General features: G+C 73.0%; 16 protein-coding genes. 9 read left to right on the top strand and 7 right to left on the bottom strand.

Going from position 1 to position 15,536, the window contains the following annotated elements; translation table 11 throughout:
* The first annotated feature begins 10 nt into the window (after window positions 1–10).
* The gene (locus tag CGL27_RS39355) at window positions 11–370 is read left to right on the top strand and encodes a metalloregulator ArsR/SmtB family transcription factor (protein WP_119992353.1); all 360 of its coding nucleotides are present in this window, start codon (window positions 11–13) and stop codon (window positions 368–370) included.
* 73 nt (window positions 371–443) lie between these two features.
* Here CGL27_RS39355 and CGL27_RS39360 read toward each other — a convergent pair whose 3' ends face one another.
* From CGL27_RS39360 to CGL27_RS39380, 4 genes are all read right to left on the bottom strand, one after another.
* Window positions 444–764 carry an aldehyde dehydrogenase family protein gene (locus CGL27_RS39360; protein WP_240450798.1) on the bottom strand — a complete coding sequence of 107 codons (321 nt, stop codon included), beginning with the start codon at window positions 762–764 and terminating at the stop codon, window positions 444–446.
* On the bottom strand, window positions 761–1,717 hold the full coding sequence (locus CGL27_RS39365) for a cation diffusion facilitator family transporter (RefSeq protein WP_107438997.1): 957 nt from the start codon (window positions 1,715–1,717) through the stop codon (window positions 761–763). The genes CGL27_RS39360 and CGL27_RS39365 overlap by 4 nt, the downstream gene beginning before the upstream one ends.
* Window positions 1,718–2,137: 420 nt before the next feature.
* Entirely contained in the window at window positions 2,138–3,127 is a 990-nt protein-coding gene (gene rfbB, locus CGL27_RS39375) for a dTDP-glucose 4,6-dehydratase (protein WP_119992355.1), read from the bottom strand.
* Entirely contained in the window at window positions 3,124–4,380 is a 1,257-nt protein-coding gene (locus tag CGL27_RS39380) for a helix-turn-helix domain-containing protein (RefSeq protein ID WP_119992356.1), read from the bottom strand. Before CGL27_RS39380 ends, rfbB begins: the two co-directional genes overlap by 4 nt.
* 135 nt (window positions 4,381–4,515) lie before the next feature.
* Here CGL27_RS39380 and CGL27_RS39385 point away from each other — a divergent pair, with 135 nt between their 5' ends.
* Genes CGL27_RS39385 through CGL27_RS39410 form a run of 6 tightly spaced genes read left to right on the top strand, consistent with a single transcriptional unit; the run spans window position 4,516 to window position 11,689 of the window.
* Window positions 4,516–5,631: a radical SAM protein gene (locus CGL27_RS39385; protein WP_078639796.1), complete on the top strand. Its 1,116-nt coding sequence runs from the start codon at window positions 4,516–4,518 to the stop codon at window positions 5,629–5,631.
* Window positions 5,624–7,711: an AMP-binding protein gene (locus tag CGL27_RS39390; RefSeq protein WP_119992357.1), complete on the top strand. Its 2,088-nt coding sequence runs from the start codon at window positions 5,624–5,626 to the stop codon at window positions 7,709–7,711. The genes CGL27_RS39385 and CGL27_RS39390 overlap by 8 nt, the downstream gene beginning before the upstream one ends.
* The gene (locus CGL27_RS50440) at window positions 7,708–8,424 is read left to right on the top strand and encodes an SDR family oxidoreductase (protein ID WP_162953168.1); all 717 of its coding nucleotides are present in this window, start codon (window positions 7,708–7,710) and stop codon (window positions 8,422–8,424) included. The genes CGL27_RS39390 and CGL27_RS50440 overlap by 4 nt, the downstream gene beginning before the upstream one ends.
* A gap of 36 nt (window positions 8,425–8,460) precedes the next feature.
* Window positions 8,461–9,681 (top strand): DegT/DnrJ/EryC1/StrS family aminotransferase, encoded by a 1,221-nt coding sequence (locus CGL27_RS39400; protein ID WP_119992358.1) that lies wholly within the window; start codon window positions 8,461–8,463, stop codon window positions 9,679–9,681.
* Entirely contained in the window at window positions 9,678–10,727 is a 1,050-nt protein-coding gene (locus CGL27_RS39405; protein ID WP_162953169.1) for a Gfo/Idh/MocA family oxidoreductase, read from the top strand. The genes CGL27_RS39400 and CGL27_RS39405 overlap by 4 nt, the downstream gene beginning before the upstream one ends.
* Entirely contained in the window at window positions 10,724–11,689 is a 966-nt protein-coding gene (locus CGL27_RS39410; protein WP_119992360.1) for a glycosyltransferase, read from the top strand. The genes CGL27_RS39405 and CGL27_RS39410 overlap by 4 nt, the downstream gene beginning before the upstream one ends.
* Here CGL27_RS39410 and CGL27_RS39415 read toward each other — a convergent pair.
* Genes CGL27_RS39415 through CGL27_RS39425 form a run of 3 tightly spaced genes read right to left on the bottom strand, consistent with a single transcriptional unit; the run spans window position 11,665 to window position 13,431 of the window.
* Entirely contained in the window at window positions 11,665–12,327 is a 663-nt protein-coding gene (locus CGL27_RS39415; RefSeq protein ID WP_119992361.1) for a PIG-L family deacetylase, read from the bottom strand. The two genes, CGL27_RS39410 and CGL27_RS39415, sit on opposite strands and share 25 nt — an antisense overlap.
* The gene (locus tag CGL27_RS39420; RefSeq protein WP_119992362.1) at window positions 12,327–12,755 is read right to left on the bottom strand and encodes a type II 3-dehydroquinate dehydratase; all 429 of its coding nucleotides are present in this window, start codon (window positions 12,753–12,755) and stop codon (window positions 12,327–12,329) included. Before CGL27_RS39420 ends, CGL27_RS39415 begins: the two co-directional genes overlap by 1 nt.
* Entirely contained in the window at window positions 12,748–13,431 is a 684-nt protein-coding gene (locus tag CGL27_RS39425) for an HAD family hydrolase (RefSeq protein WP_162953170.1), read from the bottom strand. The genes CGL27_RS39420 and CGL27_RS39425 overlap by 8 nt, the downstream gene beginning before the upstream one ends.
* Before the next feature lie 108 nt (window positions 13,432–13,539).
* Between CGL27_RS39425 and CGL27_RS39430 the strand changes: the two genes are divergently transcribed.
* Both CGL27_RS39430 and CGL27_RS39435 read left to right on the top strand, forming a co-directional pair.
* Window positions 13,540–15,081 carry an alkaline phosphatase family protein gene (locus CGL27_RS39430; protein WP_119992364.1) on the top strand — a complete coding sequence of 514 codons (1,542 nt, stop codon included), beginning with the start codon at window positions 13,540–13,542 and terminating at the stop codon, window positions 15,079–15,081.
* Between the two features lie 183 nt (window positions 15,082–15,264).
* Complete coding sequence (locus CGL27_RS39435; protein ID WP_093466233.1) at window positions 15,265–15,531, top strand: acyl carrier protein; 267 nt, start codon at window positions 15,265–15,267, stop codon at window positions 15,529–15,531.
* The last annotated feature ends 5 nt before the right edge of the window (window positions 15,532–15,536 follow it).

The raw sequence follows: 15,536 nt of genomic DNA on the forward strand, positions 1-15,536 counted from the left end.
CGATGGGTGCATGTCGGTGAGCGAGGATTCCTCAACTGCGGCCCGGTCGCATACGCATCCCAGTGGCGCGGCGCAGTTCGCCGAGGCCGCCAATGTCTTCTCGCTGCTCTCCGATCCCACCCGGCTGCATCTGGTGTGGTCCCTCGCCCGGGGCGAGGCGGATGTGAACACCCTCACCGAGGCCAGCGGGGCGGCCCGCCCGGCGGTGAGCCAGCATCTGGCCAAGCTGCGGCTGGCCGGGCTGGTCGAGGTGCGCAAGGAGGGCCGCCGCTCGGTGTACTCGCTCCACGACGGCCATCTGCGACGGCTGGTCGTCGAGGCCGTCAACCACGCGGACCACATGGTCACCGGGGCCCCGCCGCACGACTGAGGGCACCCGGCGGAGGAGACGCGGCCGAGGCCACCTGGCCGAGGCCGTACGGCAGAGATCCGGGTGGCGGTTGTTACGCGCTGCGGCGCACAGCGACGATCTTGGGCTCGGTCATGGCTTCCACGGCGTAGCGCACCCCCTCGCGGCCGACGCCCGACCGTTTGGGTCCGCCGAAGGGCATGGCGTCGATCCTGAAGTCGCTGCTGTCGTTGATCATCACCGCACCGACCCGCAGCCGCTCCGCCACGTCCAGTGCGGTCTCCAGCGCGGCGGTGAAGATGCCCGCCTGGAGGCCGTAGCGGGTGTCGTTGGCGCGGGTGATGGCCTCGGATTGGTCTGGATATTGCCTGGACGGGCGGCCCCGGCGGGGCGGGCCGGGGCCGCCCGGTCTCATGTCAGATGAGGCGCCAGCTTGAGATGCGGATCGTCCATGTCCGGTCCGATGACCGGGTCGGTGTGCACCATGGCGGCCGTCAGCCGTGGCACCGCGTGGATCAGCGCGTGTTCCACTTCGACTGCGACGGCGTGGGCCTCCTGCACGCTCAGGCCGCCGTCCACCTCGACCGTGGCCTCGGCGCGCAGCCTGTGCCCGATCCAGCGCATCCGCAGCTCCGTCACGCTCAGCACGCCCGGGGCCTCGCGGATCGCGGCCTCGCCCGTGTCGATGAGCGCCGGGTCGACGGAGTCCATCAGGCGACGGAAGACCTCGCGTGCCGCGTCCTTGAGGACGAGAAGGATCGCGGCCGTGATGAGCAGGCCGACGATCGGGTCGGCCAGCCGCCACCCGAGCGCGGCACCACCGGCGCCCAACAGCACGGCAAGGGACGTGAATCCGTCGGTGCGGGCGTGCAGCCCGTCGGCGACCAGCGCGGCGGAGCCGATCTTGCGCCCGACGTTGATGCGGTAGCGGGCCACCCATTCGTTGCCGATGAACCCGACGACCGCCGCGATGGCCACGATCCCCAGATGGGAGATGTCGCGCGGATTCAGCAGCCGGTCGATGGCCTCGTAGGCGGCCACGGCCGCCGAGGCGGCGATCGTGAGGACGATGACGATCCCGGCCAGGTCCTCGGCGCGGCCGTATCCGTAGGTGAACTTGCGGTTCGCCGCGCGCCGCCCGAGGACGAACGCGACCCCGAGCGGAAGCGCGGTCATCGCGTCGGCGAAGTTGTGGATGGTGTCACCCAGCAGCGCCACCGATCCGGACACCAGGACGACCACGGTCTGGAAGACCGCGGTGACGCCCAGGATGGCGAGGGAGAGCCACAGGGCGCGCATGCCCTCGGCCGAGGACTCCATGGCGGAGTCGACCTTGTCCGCCGCCTCGTGCGAGTGGGGTTTCACCACATGGGTGATCTGGTGCTTCCAGCGCGACCAGCGGCTTCGGCCGTGTCCATGCCCATGGTCGGGTCCGTGCTCATGACCGTGACCGTGTCCATGGTCGTGCGGGTGTCCATTGTCGTGCTTGTGCCCGTGGTCATGTTTGCGCCCATGGGCGTGAGCCGATGCCTGGGCTTCCGGATGAACGTGTGCTGGGGCAGGGGGATGGGAGTGCTCATGGGCCTTCACGTGTGGCTCACCTTCCAGGAGTGTCGCCGCAGGAGGAGGGGTGTCGAGGTGGCCCTTGACTCCATTATGTGCATACCCATGCACCCATGCACTTGTGTGATCGTACAAATGTGTGAGTCTGCCCCTGGGTGATGAGGAACAGGCCCTCCCGGGCGAGGCGCTGGGCCGGGTAGGAGAGGCGGAAGGCACGCGATCCGCTCAGCGCATCAAGGTGGCCTTCTTCTTCAGCGGTTCCCACCAGGTGCGGTTGTCCTCGTACCACCGCACCGTCGCGGCCAGACCGTCCGCGAAGGAGATCCGCGGCTCGTAACCCAGTTCCTTGCGGATCTTGCTGATCTCCAGGGAGTAGCGCAGGTCGTGGCCCTTGCGGTCCTCGACGTGCTCGACCATGTCCCAGCCTTGCCCGGTGGCCTCGAGGAGCATGCTGGTGAGCTCCTTGTTGGACACCTCGGTGCCGCCGCCTATGTGGTAGACCTCGCCCGCCTGGCCCTGGCCCAGCGCCAGGGTGATGCCGCGGCAGTGGTCGGACACATGCAGCCAGTCGCGGACGTGGGAGCCGTCCCCGTACAGCGGGACCTTCCTGCCGTCCATCAAGTGGGTGACGAACAGCGGGATCATCTTCTCCGGGAAGTGATACCAGCCGTAGTTGTTGGAGCAGCGGGTGACCACCACGTCCAGGCCGTGGGTGCGGTGGTAGGACAGGGCCAGCAGATCCGAACCAGCCTTGGAGGCGGAGTAGGGAGAGTTGGGGGCCGGCGGACAGTCCTCGGTCCATGATCCATCGGTGATGGAGCCGTACACCTCGTCCGTGGACACGTGCAGGAACCGGCTCACCCGGTGCGTGCGCGCCGCGTCCAGGAGGACATGGGTGCCCAGCACATTGGTGGTGACGAACGGAGCCGAGTGCAGGATGGAGCGATCCACATGAGTCTCGGCGGCGAAGTGCACCACCGCGTCGTGACCGGCCATGGCCCGGTCGACGGCCTCGGCGTCGCAGATGTCGCCCTGGACGAAGGAGTAGCCGGGGTGGCCGGCCACGGGGGCGAGATTGGCGAGGTTGCCCGAGTAGGTGAGCTTGTCGAACACGGTCACCGAGGCACCCTCGGAGACCGCCAGCTCGCCCGCGAGCAGGGCCCGCACGAACTGGGAACCGATGAAGCCGGCGCCACCGGTGACGAAGATCCTCATGAGCGAAGCGTGTCGATGCGCTTCCAGACGCGGACGGCCAGTTCATAGGCCGTCAGTTCGTCGCAGAGGGCCGCGGTCCGGCGCAGCAACGCCTGGGCCTCCTCGGTGCGGCCCAAGTCGGCCAGCGCCTCGGCCTGGATGAGGTTGGCGCGGACCAGATCGGGCCCGGTCAGCGGCGCGGAGCCCGCACTGAGCCGGGGGTAGACCTCGACGACCTGGGCGGCGGCGCCCACGGCCAGTTCATAGCGGGCGCGCAGCGCGACGATCCGGGTGGTCTCGTCGGGGGCGTTGACCATGGGGCCGACCTGCTCGGCGGCCTGCAGCCACGGCAGCGCCGCGCCGGGGTCGCCGTCGTCCAGCAGGACATTGCCGGCCGACCGCATGAATCGCAGCCAGTCGCGCACCGGAGTGTCGGGCGTGGTGAGCTGGGCGCGGGCCAGGTCCAGATGGTGGCGCGCGGCGGTGGCCATGCCGAGCTGGGAGTACGCGATGCTGGAGACCCAGTGGGCCCGGCCGCGCACGGGCGGCCGGTGGCCCTCGGCGAGCGAGAGCATCTCCTTGAGCAGTAGCTCGACCTGGCCGAGGTCGTTGAGCTCGCAGAGCACCGAGATCAGGATGCCGAGCAGCCGGACATGCTCGAACGCGCCGGTGAGCTTGGCCGGGCCGATCTCGCCCAGCGCCGTATAGGCCGACTTGCGCGCGTCCGTCAGCCGCCCGGTGTCGCGCTGCGCGGTGGCCAGCTCGGTGAACAGGACGACGCGCAGATGCGGATCGGTCTTGGCCCACTCCTGATCGGCGAGGCGCTCCAGCAGCGCCAGCCGGTCGGGCTGCCGCCCGGCCGACCGCAGCTCCTCCTGCAGCGCCAGACCGAGGTCGAACTGGAGGGCGGTCGTGCCGTGCTCGACCGCGGTGGTGTAGGCGGTCGCGAGCAGCTCGGCCGCGCGGGCGTGGTCGCCCAGCTCGGCGGCGCCGCGTGCGGCGGAGCGCGCGATGACCAGGTCGAGGCCGCCGGGCTCGGCGGAGGCGGCGGAAGACCCGCCGCGGCCGGTCAGCTCCTCCAGCGGCATCTGGAGCACCTCGGAGAGGTGGAGTACGAGGTCGAGTGTGGGGGAGCGCTGACCGGACTCCAGGAGGGAGATATAGCTGGCGGTCACGATGTCGCCAGCGAGTCGGCGTTGGGAGAAGCCCAACTCCTCGCGTCGCCGCCGGACACGCTGACCGAACTCTGGCTGCTGACTGTGTTCGGCTCTCATGGCTGTGACTATTGTAGCCGGGAACTCGCCCCCTGACCATCCTTTGACCTGCAGGTGATGGAGGCAGTTCGGCGTATTGACGATAGTCGCCAACTAAAGTTAACGTTTGGGCGTCCGCTGCCGGAAGGACGCGCCGTGATCGACACACTCCTCGGAAACGACCTGGTCATCAATGAGGACTCGTGCAATCTCAGCTGCACGTACTGCCTCACCGGCCAGAGCAACCTCAAGCAGTCGCACCACGCACAGCTCATATTCGGGCCGCCGACCCGGGACCGCTACGCCGAGGGCAGCCTCCTCGGGCGCCGCCTCCCGCTCATCGCCGGGCGCATCGACGACACGTTCCGCGCGCCGATGCTCAAGGTCACCGGCGGGGAGATCTTCCTGGTCGCCGGGATCATGGACTATCTGCGCGAGCAGGCCGCTCAGCACGAGGTGCTGATCGTCCAGACCAATGGGGTGCTGGTCCGTGAGGAGCACCTCGAGGAACTGCGCGGCTGGAAGAACGTCGTGCTTCAAGTGTCGCTGGACAGCCACCTGTTCTCCGGCAACTCACACCGGGTGCAGACCGAGTCGCTGCACGGCAAGGTGCTGCGCCGGATCGAGACGATCCTCGACAGCGGCCTGCCGGTGGAGATCTACGGCGTGCTGAACGACCGCAGCGCCCCCGAGGCGCCGGCGTTCGCCCGCTGGCTCGCGGACCGGGAGCGCCCGCCGACCTTCTTCCCGTTCCCGGTGCGGGGCCCCGACTCCGAGCGGTTCGCGATGCGGCCGGACCAGATCGTCCACATCGAGGAGCTGGTCGACCGCTACGACGAGCTGGCGGCGGTGCTGCCGCCCCGCCCCTACTTCGACCGGCTGCTGTCGTTCCTGCGGGAGGGCGAGCGGACCTTCCGCTGCCATCTGCCGCGCCTGGTCATCTCGACCTTCAGCGACGGCATGGTGACCCCGTGCCCGAACATCTGGTTCTCCAATATGGGCAACCTGCTGGAGGACGACCACGCCGAGTCGCTGCGGCGGGTCGGCGAGACCGGCCTGTACACCGCGCTGCTGGCCGAACGGCCCCGTCTCAACGCGTGCAAGGGCTGCTTCACACCCTGGGACACGCTGTCGATGTACTTCGAGGACGAGATCACCCTCGACGAGCTGTGCCAGGCCCCCACCTACGCCCCGCCGGTGATCCGGGAGTTGATCGCCGAGCGCAAGCGCCTCTACAAGGAGGGGCGCGACGGGGTGAGCTGCGGTGGCTGACCTGGCGATCACCGCGGGCGGCCTCGACGGTCTCGACGGGCTCGACGGCATCGAGCCCGCGACGACCGTCGCGCTCGCCGGAGCGAACGGTGGCCCATGGCTCGCGGCCTACCGGACGCTGACCGACGCCGGGGCCGTGGTGCTGCTTCTCGACCGCGACGCGCCCCCCGCCGAGCACCGCAGACTCCTGGACGCGGCCGGGGGCGGACGCCTCGTGGCCGTGGACGGCGACCGCGTCACGGTCACCGGCGCCCCCGCGCCCTCGGGCCACCCGCCGGGCACCGTACTGCTGCCCAGCTCGGGAACCACCGGCGCGCCCAAGCTGGTCCCGCGCTCGCCGGAATCCCTGCGCGCGGAGGGGCGCCGGCACGCGCGGTACGCGGGCCTGGGCGCGGATGACACGCTGCTGGTGCCGCTGCACCTGTGGCACGCCTACGCGCTCGGCTGGGCGCACGCCGCGTTCGAGGCCGAGTGCACGATCGCCGCGGTCCCGCCGAATGCGCTCGGCCGCTGCGCGGAGCACATCGCCGCCGGGGCGACCGTGCTCGCCCTCGTCCCGACCGTCGCGCGCCTGCTCGCGCAGCGCACCGGCCGAGCGGTGCCGGACAACGCGCTGCGCCTGGCCATGGTCGGCGCGGGGCCGGTCGACGCGGCGCTGGAGGAGCGGTTCGCCGCCGCGTTCGGGATCGGCCTGGCGCGCAACTACGGCTCCACCGAGACCGGGGGGCTGTTCAGCGGCGCGCCCGGCAGCCCGCCCGGCAGCGTCGGGTTCCCGCTGGACGGCGTGGAATTCCGCGTCGTCGCCCCGGACGGCGCCGATATGCGGCCCGGTGCGCAGGGCGAGTTGCTGGTGCGGGTGGACGGCGGGGCGTGGCATCCCATGGGCGACCTGGCCTCCTACGACCCCGCCGCCGGGCTCCGGCTGCTGGGCCGCCGCACGCGTGCCATCCGGCGCGGGGACCGGTGGATCGCGCCGGAGGAGATCGAGGCCGCGCTGTGCCGCCACCCCGACATCGCCGACGCCCGCGTCTACCCCGTCCGGCACGGCACCTCGGTCGCGCTTCAGGCCGAGGTGGTGCATGTGCGCGGACCGGGCGCGGACGTCTCCGGCCTCGGCGAGCACGCGAAGGCGCTGCTGGGCCCCCAGAAGGTCCCCGACCGTGTCCGGTGCGTCGGCGAGGTGCCGCGCGGCCGGGTCGGCAAACCCCTTCCGCCGCGTGCGCTCGCCCTGGCGGGCCGGGACGCCCTGGTCGCCGCCGCCACCGCCTACAAGCGCAGTGAGCTGCTCTTCACTCTGGTGGACCTCGGCATCGTCGAGGCGCTCGGCGAAGGAGCGAGCACCGCGCCGGAACTGGCGGCGCGGCTGGGCCTGGACGAGGCGGCCTGCGCCGAGTTGCTGCGCGCCGCCGAGGATGCCGGGCTGCTGCGCCCGGAGGACCTCGTCGCCACCGCCGGTGAGGGGACCGGGGGCGCGGATACGGCGCTGGTCGCGCTGGAGGCGGAGCTGTCGCGGTCGTGGGTGACCCGCGAGGCCCTGGCGGAGGTCGTCCGGTCCGGGGCCGCGCGGCGCCCGTTCGACCGCGAGGGGCCCTCCGAGCGGCTGCGCGAGGTCTACGAGACGGCCCTGCACGGCGAGGCCGCGCACCGCCGCGCCTGCAGCGGCCTGGCGCTGGCCCGCTTCGCCGTAGGCCAAAGACTCCTGGAGGTCTCCGCCGGGCCCGGTGTCTACCGCCATGTCGCCGGCGAGGGCACCTACGCCGGGCGCGGGCCGCTCCCCGACGGGGTCTTCGACCTGGTGGTGCTCGCCAACGCGATCCACGGCCCGGCGGCCGACCTGCGTGCCGTGGCCGAGCGGCTGGCCCCCGGCGGGCGGCTGCTGGTGGACGACGTGTTCCTGGACGCGCCCGAGGGCGTTCCGCCGGAGACCCGGCTGGACTGGCTCACCCACGGCGGTACCGCCTGGCCCACCGAGACGGCGGCGACCGCCGGGCTGGCCGCCGCCGGGCTGACCGTCCAGCGGACCCTGCACCTCGGCCGCCCCGCCTGCACACTGCTGCTCGCCGCCCGGGAGCGGCCGTGACCGATTCGCCCGTGGCGCTGGTGACCGGCGCGAGCGGCCTGCTCGGTGCCGCGATCTGCCACGCCCTCGCCGACGCGGGCATGACCGTCCTGCCCTTGTGCCACCAGGGCATGGACCGGGCGGCCGAGCTCGCCGCGAAGATCGGCGCGCTCGAACCCGTCCGGGCCGACCTGACCGACCCGGCCGCCGCGATGGGCCGGATCAGGGAGCGCGGAGTCGCGCCCGGCGTCCTGGTGTGCGCCCACGGCAGGACGCTGCGGCGCTCCGTCCTGACCCCCGGCGGCGACGACGGCCTGTGGGACCTCAACGTCCACTCGGTGACCCGGCTGGCCGGGCTCGTCGGCAAGGGCATGCTGCGGCAGCGGGGCGGCCGGATCGTGCTGGTCGGATCCCGCGCCGGAAGCGTCGGGATGCCCGGCCAGGCCGAGTACGCGGCCACCAAGGCCGCGCTCTCGGCGTGGGCGGCGTCGGCCGCCTGGGACTTCGGCCGCTTCGGCATCACCGTCAACGTCGTGGCGCCCGGCGCCGTCCAGCCCGGCCCCGGCTCCTCGCTCTACACGGAGGAGGAGAACCACGCCGTCACCGAGCGCATCGCGCTGCGCCGCCTCGCCACGCCGGAGGAGGTCGCCGACGCGGTGGCCTTCCTGGCCGGGCCGCGCTCCGGCTACATCACCGGGCAGACGCTGCTGGTGGACGGAGCCGCGCGATGGTGACGCCCGGACGCACTCCTGCGACGAAAGGACTCTGACGTGACCCTCGACCCGACAGCCGCGCCCCCGGCCCCCGTCCGCCGGATCGACGCCGACGACCTGCCGCCGTGGCCCCAGCACGACCATACGGAGCGCGCGGCCCTGGACCGTGTCCTGGCGCAGGGACAGTGGTGGCGGGCGGCGGGCACCGAGAACGAGGACTTCGAGCGCGAGTTCGCCGCGTACAACGGTGCTCCGCGCGCGCTCGCGGTGACCAACGGCACCGCCGCGCTCGAACTGGCGCTCCGGCTGCATGGCATCGGGCCCGGCGACGAGGTCGTGGTGCCCGCGTTCACCTTCATCAGCACCTCGCTGGCCGTACAGAACGTCGGCGCGATCCCCGTCCCGGCGGACGTGGACCCCGAAACCTACTGCCTGACGCCCGAAGCCGTCCGTGCCGCGCTGACCCCGGCGGCCCGCGCGGTCATCCCCGTCCATATGGCCGGTCATCTCGCCGATATGCACGGGCTGGGGGACCTGGCCGCCGAACACGGCCTGGCGCTCATCCAGGACGCCGCGCACGCCCAGGGCGGGGTGTGGGACGGGACGCCGGTCGGCGCGTTCCCCACGGTCGCCTGCTACAGCTTCCAGAACGGCAAGCTGATGACCGCCGGGGAGGGCGGGGCGCTGACCCTGCCCGACGAGAAGACGTACGAGCAGGCGTACCTGATGCACACCTGCGGGCGGCCCCGCGGCGACACCACCTACCAGCACATGACGGGCGGCTCCAACTACCGCGTCAGCGAGTTCACGGCGGCGATCCTGCGCGCCCAACTCGCCCGCCTGGCCGGGCAGACGCGGATCCGGGAGCAGCGCGCCGCCCTGCTCGACGCGCTGCTGGCGGACGTGCCCGGGCTGCGCCTGCAGGCCCGCGACCCGCGGATGGACGTCAGCCCGCACTACATGTACCTGGTGGCCCTCGACCCGTCGGCGGGCCGGGCGGCGCGCGACGCGCTGGTGGAGGGGCTGAAGGCGGCGGGCGTCCCGGCGTGCGTCAACTTCCCGCCCGTCTACCGCACCGCGTCCTTCCAGGCGGGCCCGATGCCCACGACGCCCGTACCGGAGCTGGCCGAGCGGTGCGCGGTGGCGGAGGACCTGGGCGCGCACGGCCTGTGGATCCACCACCGGGTGCTGCTGGCCGAACCGCAGGTGGTGGAGCGCGTGGCCACCGTGGTCGCCGCCCTGGCCGCGCGGGCCACCGACGCCGTGGTGACGCGGTGACAGCTGCGCTGCGGGTGGGCCTGCTCGGATACGGCTGGGTCAACCGGACGGTCTGGCTGCCGCGGATCCGCCGTCATCCGCGCCTGGAACTGGCGGCCGTCCACGACCCGGAGGCCGCCGGTGCTCCGGCGGCCACGTCCTGGGCCGGTTTCCTGGACGCCCGTCCCGACGTGGTCGTGATCGGCACCCCCAACCACACTCACGCCGCGCTCGCCTCCGCCGTGCTGGAGCGCGGAATACCCGTGGTGGTGGAGAAGCCGCTGTGCCTGAGCCGCGCGGAGTTCGACCCGCTTGCCGAGCGGGGACGCGGAGTCGGGCTGCTGGTCAGCCGGGCCGCCGTGCGCCGTGCGGACGTGCGGTGCCTGGCCGGTGCTCTGCCGCCCGGGCCGCTGACCGTACGGGCGAGCTGGCTGCGCGCGGGCGGGGTGCCGCGCCCCGGCTCGTGGTTCACCGGCCGCGCCACGGCGGGCGGTGGAGCCCTGCTCGACCTCGGCTGGCATCTGGCCGACGTGGCGCTCGGGCTGTTGGGCCGGCCCCGGCTCGTCGCGGTGGCGGCCGAACTGCGCACGCCGGGCGGCGAGCACGCCGGGCACACCCCCGGGCGGGCCACTTGGCGCGGCGACGGAGCCGGTACGGGTCCGGTGGACGTCGAGGTGGACGGCACGGTCCGCGCCGAGTTCGAGGGCGGCGCCCGGCTGGTGCTGCGGGCGGCCTGGGAGAGCGAAGTCGCCACCGACCGCACCCGGTTCGTCGTCGAGGGCGGCGGCGAGCACCGGGTGCTGACCGGGACGTTCGGGTTCAGCCCGAACCGGGTGGCCGAGCCGGCGCTGACCGCGTGGGGCCCCGACTCCTACCGCCGCGTCACCTTGCCGGACCCGGTCGGGCGGGAGTACGACGCGCAGGTGGAGGCCATCGCCGACTTCGCCTCCGGGACCCTGGACTGGGAGGCGGAGCTGGCCGAGTCCGCCGCCGTGGTGGACCTGCTGGAGGCCGCCTACCGGGCGTCGGGCCGTCCGCTGGCCTTGCCGGAGGGCACAGCCGTATGAACGGACCGAGCGGCGGGAACGGACCGGGGGTCAGGAGCGGGCCGGATGCCGGGAGTGGACCGAGCATCAGGATCCGACCAGGCGTCGCGAACGGGCTGGGCGTCGAGAACGGACCGGGCGTCGAGAACCGACCGGGCATCAGCAACGGGCCAAGCGTCAGCAATGGGCTGAGCGTCGTCATCCCGACGAAGGACAAGCCGGAGTCGCTGCGCGCCACCCTGGCGTGTCTGCTGGCCGATGGACCGCCCTCGGCGGAGATCGTCCTCGTCAACGATGGGGAGGGGCCTGTGGCCGTCCCGGCGGACGCGCCGGTCCGCGTCGTCGAGGGGCCGCGCCAAGGCCGCGCCGCCGCCCGTAACACCGGTGCGCGAGCGGCCGGTGGCTCCCGCCTGCTGTTCGTGGACGACGACATCCTCACCGGCCCCGGCTTCCTGTCCGCGCACGCCGCCCACGGCACCGGGCCCGGCTTCGTCCACGGTCCGCTGATGGAATTCCCCGCCGCCCGCCGCTGGCTGGCGGCCCATGGCCCCGACCCGGTCGCGGCGGCGGCCGTGCTGAACGGAGGCGAGCGGCTGGTCCGCAACAACCTGGAGGCCGCCGTGCTGGCCGTGGCCGCCGGGGCGGTCCCGGCCCGGCTGGGCTGGCTGGCCTGTGTGGGCGCCAACCTGTCGCTGTCGCGGGCGGCGTTCGACCAGGCGGGCGGGTTCGACGAGGGCTTCGGCACCCGCTGGGGCTGTGAGGACCTGGAACTGGGAGTGCGGCTGCTGGCGGCGGGGCACCGGCCCACGGTGGACCAGGCCGCGCCCGGCGTCCACCTCACCCACGCCCGCCCCGACCGCTGGGAGCAGCACGAAGTCACCCACCAGCGGTTCGCCTCGCTCCACGACACCGCCGAGGTCCGCGCCCTGCCGCTGCTGCTGACGGGAAGTCCGGCCGCCTACTTCACCGCCGCGGAGTCCTGAGCGGCCAGGCGGTGCTCCCGCCACACCGCCGGGGTGCGGGCGTGCCCGGCCAGTGCCCGGCCGAACGGCAGTGGTCCGCCGAACATCTCCGTCACCTGGGACCGGTAGGCGAGAGCACCGCGCAGCCAGCCGGAGAAGTCGGCCCGGTGCTCGGTGACCTCCATGCCGGGCCCGCCCGCCGGGGGCGGCCGATAGGGGAACTCGGCGTAGTACGCGACCTGGACGGCGGTCCCGGCCGTCGCGCGCTCGGCGGCGGCACGCGCGATGACATGGTCCACGTGGGTGCGTCTCGCGAGGGGAAGCAGCAACAGGTCTCCCTCGCGCAGATACGGGGCCAGCGCGGCCGCGACCGCATCGGCCGTCCCCGCGTCGTCGGGGTGCACGGCGCGGCGGCGCGACAGCGGCCCCGGATAACGGTCCTCGCGATGCACGGCGTCGGGGAAGCCGAGGCCGACCGCCCTGACCGGCCAGGCGGCCAGCGCGGCGGCGTCCTCGGCGCGGCGGACGGCGGCCGTGGGACCGCCGTCGAAGACGGTGACCACGGTGAGAGCGTCGGGGCCCGCCGCCCACGCGCCGAACATCCCGCCGCAGGACCACACGGCGTCATCGGGATGCGGGCTCACCACGACGCGGCGCATCAGCCCTCGATCTTGGCCAGCAGCGCCAGCGCCGCGACCCGGTACCCGTCGGCGCCCAGGCCCGCGATGACGCCCGCGGCCAGCGGCGAGAGCACCGAGTGGTGCCGGAACTCCTCGCGGGCCCACACATTCGACAGGTGGACCTCGATCCATGGGGCGGGGAAGCTCTCCAGCGCGTCGCGCAGACTCCACCCGGCCATCATCAGCGCACCCGGGTTGACGATGGCGCCCGCGCAGTCGCCGGCGGCGTGCACGGCGCGCACCAGCGCCCCCTCACATTCGTCCTGCACGGCCCGCACGGTGTGGCCGGGGACGGCCTTACGGACCATCTCCTCGATCCCGGCGAGCGTCGTGGTGCCGTAGATCTCCGGGCGGCGCCGGCCGAGTTGAGCCAGATTCGGGCCGTTGAGCAGCAGCAGCTCAGACATCGTGGGCTCCTGGGGACGTCTCCCGTACGGGGGAGGGCAGGCCGAACACGGCGAGCAGGTCGAGGGCGGTCCCCGCGTAGTGGTCGGGGCCTTCGGCGCGCAGCGTCTCCGGGGCGGTCTGCCCCCAGCCCGCCGCGACCACGGTGGCGCCCGCGGCGCGGCCGGAGCGCATGTCCAGCACACTGTCGCCGACGAAGAACGCCCGCGCCGCGGCAGGGGCGTCGGGCAGTGCGGCGAGCGCGGTCAGCACGATCTCCGGATCGGGCTTGGGGCGCGTCACCCGGTCGCTGCCGATCACGACGTCCAGGCCATGGGCGATCCCGGCCGCGGTGAGCGCCTGCATGGCGCGTTCGGATGTCTTGCCGGTCGCGACGGCGGTCGGCACCCCGGCCGAGGCGAGCGAGGCCAGCACCACGGGGATGCCCGGGTGCGCGGTGACCAGCTCGATATGGCGGGTGCTCTCGGCCGCGTAGACCGCCGCCAACTCGGTGGGCAGGCCCAGGGCATCGAGGATCCGGGGCAGCGGCGCGCCCATATGGGCCAGGAACGTGGTGAACGGCGGATCGCCCGGCCGTCCGGCGGCCCGCCAGATGGCGGCGAAGGCGCGGCGCATGTTCTCGGTGGTGTCGAGCAGGACGCCGTCCAGGTCGAAGACGACAGCGGAGGTAGCGCTCATGACCTCGATGATTGCGAGCGTGATGACCAAAGTCAATGAGGGTGTTTGACTTTAGTTGTCAAGCTGCATACCGTGGCTCCACAAGCGGTGAGCAGGGGGGGACCGACCATGCCGCATACCGCACCACCCAAAGCCGTCGTGCTCGGCATCGACGGGGGCAGTCTCGACCTGATCGAGCCGCTGGTCGCCGAGGGCGCGCTGCCGGTGCTCGGGAGGCTGCTCGCCGACAGCGCACACGGCCCGACCACCACCACCTGGCCGGCGCACACCGCGCCCGGCTGGAGCACGTTCGTCACCGCGCGCCGCCCCGGCGGCCACGGCATCTACCAATTCTTCGACACCCAGGACCCGGTCTACGGGGACCGCCTGGTCGGCACCGGCGACTACGGCTGCGACACCGCCTGGGAGTGGTTCGCCCGGCAGGGGTGGAGCGTCGGTCTCGTCAATGTGCCGATGTCCCACCCGCCCCGCGAGGTCCCCGGCTACCAGCTCACCTGGCCGCTGGCGCGGACCCTGCGCTACAGCGAACCGCCGGGCCTGCTGGGGGAGCTGGCCCGGGCGGGCGCGGGCTTCAAGGCCGACATCGCCGCGATGTTCCGGGGCGACCTGTCCTACGCGGAGGCCGCCGTCGAGCACGTCAGGGCGCGCGGCCGGACGATCCAGTACGTGCTGCGTGAGCGCCCGGTCGACGTCTTCATGGCGGTCATCACCGAGATCGACCGCATCTGCCACCACTACTGGCACTTCGCCGACGCCTGCCACGACCGCCACACCACCCCCGACCGCCAGGAGTGGGCCGACGCGATCCGTGCCACCTATGTCGCGATCGACGAGGTGTTCGGCGAGATCCTCGACGCGGTGGGCGACGAGACGCCCGTACTGCTGCTGTCGGACCACGGGTTCGGGCCGGGCCGCTACAACGTCGCCGTCAACGCCGTCCTCGCCGAGGCCGAGCTGCTGGCCACCCGGCCCGCCGCCACGCCGCCCGCCGAGGGCGACGGCCTCGCCGACTGGTTCCGGGCCGACGGCCGCGAGGTGGACTTCACCCGCACCCGCGCCTATATGCCCACGCCCGGCTGCTACGCGGTCAACGTCAACCTCGCGGGCCGCCAGCGCGACGGCATGGTGACCGACCCGGGCCCCGTCCTGGCGGAGGCCGCCGAGCTGCTGCTGGGGCTGCGCACCCCCGACACCGGCGAACCGGTCTTCGCCGCCGCGCTGCCGCGCGCGGACGCCTACCCGGGCCCGATGACGCACGCGGCCCCCGATCTGCTGCTCATCCCCGCCGACGAGGGCGTGCTGGCGAGCCCGGCGATCAGCGGCCCGCTGTGGCGGTCCAGCGAACAGACCGGCATGCACCGCTACCTGGGGATGTGGGCGCTGCGCGGGACGAGCCTCACGCCCGGCCGCCGCACCGCGCCCGTCGCGCTCGCCGATCTGATGCCCACGCTGCTGGAGGAGGCCGGCCTCACCTTCCCGGCCGCCGTCCACGGCCGCCCGCTCCAGTGGGACGGCGCGGACGGTGGACGCGCCTTCCTCGCCCCCGGGCGGACCGCTTCCGCGGTGGCCTCCGGGGGAGCCGGGGAAACGGCGCGGCTGAGCGAAGAGGACCTGACCGCCAAGGCGCTCGGCGCCATGGGCTACCTGTGAGACAGCGACGAATCCGGTGACAGCGACGAATCCGGTGACAGCGACCAATCCGGCGACCGCGGCCACTCCGCGCATGTCCATCAGCGACCAGGGCGCCCCGGAGGGCCGGACGGCCACTCCTTCGAGCCACGACTGGCACAACATCCGGCCCTCCCGGGCCGCCCGACAACGTACGGAGGTCTGATGAACGACACCAAGGACCGTCTGCGCCGCGTGCTGGTGGAATCACTGCGGCTGGATCTCGCCCCCGAGGCGGTGCCCGACACCGGCCTGCGCGAGGCGGTCGGCATCGACTCGGTGATGGGGCTGGAGTTCCTCATCTGGGTGGAGAACGAGTTCGGCATACAGATCCAGGACGAGGACCTCAGCGTCGAGCTGGTCGATTCGCTCGACACGCTCGCCGCCTACGTGGACGAGCGCGCGGCGCAGACCGCCGCCGCCCGGGATTGACGGGG

Source organism: Streptomyces sp. 11-1-2 (assembly GCF_003595545.1).
Lineage (GTDB): Bacteria > Actinomycetota > Actinomycetes > Streptomycetales > Streptomycetaceae > Streptomyces > Streptomyces hygroscopicus_B.